The following is a 2,212-nucleotide window of genomic DNA, read 5'->3' on the forward strand; positions in this document are numbered from 1 at the left end:
TCAAATGACGATCACGTTTATTTCGGCACACTGCCTGTGACCGTCCGCAGGAATGCTTACGGACGTCAGCTCGGAAGTTTCCACACAAAATCCGGCTTCGGCTCAGAACAGGATGTTCCGATGACTTTCATACGAGCTCCTTACATTGACTCTGTCGGAGAGGATGTTCATATTCTGGCAAAAGTCGATGAAAACATTGTAGGCGTTTCCTATAAAAATCAAATCGGTGTGGCATTTCACCCGGAATTAGATGAAGATACACGGATTCACCAATTGTTCCTCAAAAAAATCATTTGTCAAGAATAACTGCAAAAAAAGAAAAAATGACCATTTTACTTTTAAGGAAAGCCGAAGATATTTTTTCGGCTTTTTCCTTTTATGTTCAATTTGAACATTTTTTCAAGGAATAATCTAAATTTTTCATTAATTTTATCAGTTTTCATAAATTACAGTGAAATTGAGAATAAAATAACAATTATTGACATCCCAATCCTTTTGTGTAGAATAGGGAAGTAGCAAAAAACAAAGACATCATTCAGGAGGCGTTTATTATGAAAAAATTATCTTGTTTATTATTAACTTTAAGTACATTACTCGCGTTTACCGCATGCGGCAGCACGAACACAAATACAGCAACTACAACAACTTCCGAAACAGTAGAAAGCCAGGCAAATGCCGAAGTTGAATGGCCGGAAATCCTTCCTGTACCTGAAGCCACAGTCGACAGTGCTTCCGCTACTGAGAATAAATTTTCAGCAGCTATTATTGGCGAAGACTGGACAAAAGAGTCTGCCATGGCCTACGCAAAACTCTGCAAAGCTGCCGGATTTACTCAGGTTATTGTCAACAGAATCTACAGTTTCCAGTACGATTTCGAAGCGGTTCATCCCGAATACAACAAAGTTGTTTCCATCTCCTTTATCGGTGACGACAACACAAGTATTTCCTTAAAAGACTATAAATAAGAAAAAAGACAATAAGATACCTTCTATAAATATTAAAGGTGCTTACCTGCAGCCCAATAGGTAAGCACCTCTTTTCATTGTCATTTTACGCTCCAAATTCTTCCGCACATTTTTTGAGCATCTGACGAATCGGCAGATTATACGGACAGCGTGTCTCACATGCACCGCACTCCACACATGCACCGGCTTTTACGGCCATGGCACCATATCGGTCTTTTGCCCAGTCTTCAAGTCCGTACCGGTCAAGATAGCCCTGGAAGAGGAAACATCCGGAAATATTGATGCCAACAGTACACGGCTGACAATAATTACACCGTCTGCAGAAATTGGTTCCAAGCTGCTTACGCACCTTCTCCATAGCTTCAAGCTCTTCTGCTGTCAGTGCGCTCCGATCTTCCACCGCTTCCATATTCTTCTCAATTTCAGAAACATCATACATTCCCGGAATCACAACCGTTACATCCGGATTCGCACAGACAAAACGAAGAGCCAGTCTGCCATCCTCAATCGCACCGCCGGCAAGAGGTTTCATATCAATAAAGCCGATATTTTTCTCTGCACATTTGTGAATAAGTTCCTCACCCTGACGCTCCACAATATTATAAGGAAACATAATTGTCTCCACCCAGTCCATCTCCAAAGCTTTTTCAAAGACTTCCAGAGAATGTACTGTTATTCCGATATGGCCGATCTTCCCCGCCTCTTTCGCCTCTTTCAAGGCTTCAAGTGCACCGCCCTCACCGATGACTGTAAGTAACTGTTCCATATTCGGATTATGTACCTGGTACAGATCAATATAGTCTGTTCTCAGGTTTCCGAGACTTATATCAATATCCTTTGCCATAGCCTCTTTTGTCCGTGACATACTCTTTGTCGCAAGAACAAAACGGTCCCGCATACCCTCAATACCTTCTCCGATAAAACTTTCACTTACCGTGTATCCTCTTGCTGTATCAATATAATTGAGACCTTTCTCCACAAGCATCTTCATGAGCTTTTTCGTTCCGTCTGCATCAATTCTCTGAATCGGAATACCGCCGAAACCCATACGTGATATCTTTAATCCGGTCTTTCCTAATGTTACATATTCCATCCTTTAGTCCCTCCATTTTCTTTCTATCATTGTGACATATCTTTTCATTTTTTTCAATAAAATAATGATGTTTGGGTCAAACGAATTTGCCCCATGATACCTACGGATTTTTCCGCGTTTCACGCTCCCAAAATCCTAAAAATATTCGAAATCC

At 41.0% G+C, this 2,212-nt stretch carries 2 protein-coding genes and 1 pseudogene; 2 read left to right on the forward strand and 1 reads right to left on the reverse strand.

Annotation, left to right across the window (positions count from 1 at the left end):
- Both QZZ35_RS11325 and QZZ35_RS11330 read left to right on the forward strand, forming a co-directional pair.
- Positions 1-306: pseudogene (locus QZZ35_RS11325) on the forward strand (pyridoxal 5'-phosphate synthase glutaminase subunit PdxT); the annotation flags it as partial.
- A 245-nt stretch (positions 307-551) separates the two neighbouring features.
- Entirely contained in the window at positions 552-965 is a 414-nt protein-coding gene (locus tag QZZ35_RS11330; RefSeq protein WP_291237501.1) for a hypothetical protein, read from the forward strand.
- 85 nt (positions 966-1,050) lie between these two features.
- Here the strand turns inward: QZZ35_RS11330 and QZZ35_RS11335 are convergent, their stop codons facing one another.
- On the reverse strand, positions 1,051-2,058 hold the full coding sequence (locus QZZ35_RS11335) for an aldo/keto reductase (protein ID WP_291237502.1): 1,008 nt from the start codon (positions 2,056-2,058) through the stop codon (positions 1,051-1,053).
- Positions 2,059-2,212: the final 154 nt, after the last annotated feature.

This window comes from Frisingicoccus sp. (assembly GCA_016298055.1).
In the GTDB taxonomy this organism is placed as follows: domain Bacteria; phylum Bacillota; class Clostridia; order Lachnospirales; family Lachnospiraceae; genus Frisingicoccus.

What these genes read in the sequence shown, in the direction of transcription:
- QZZ35_RS11330 (WP_291237501.1), top strand. Translation starts at nt 552, where the DNA reads ATGAAAAAATTATCTTGTTTATTATTAACTTTAAGTACATTACTCGCG.
- QZZ35_RS11335 (WP_291237502.1), bottom strand. Translation starts at nt 2,058, where the DNA reads ATGGAATATGTAACATTAGGAAAGACCGGATTAAAGATATCACGTATG.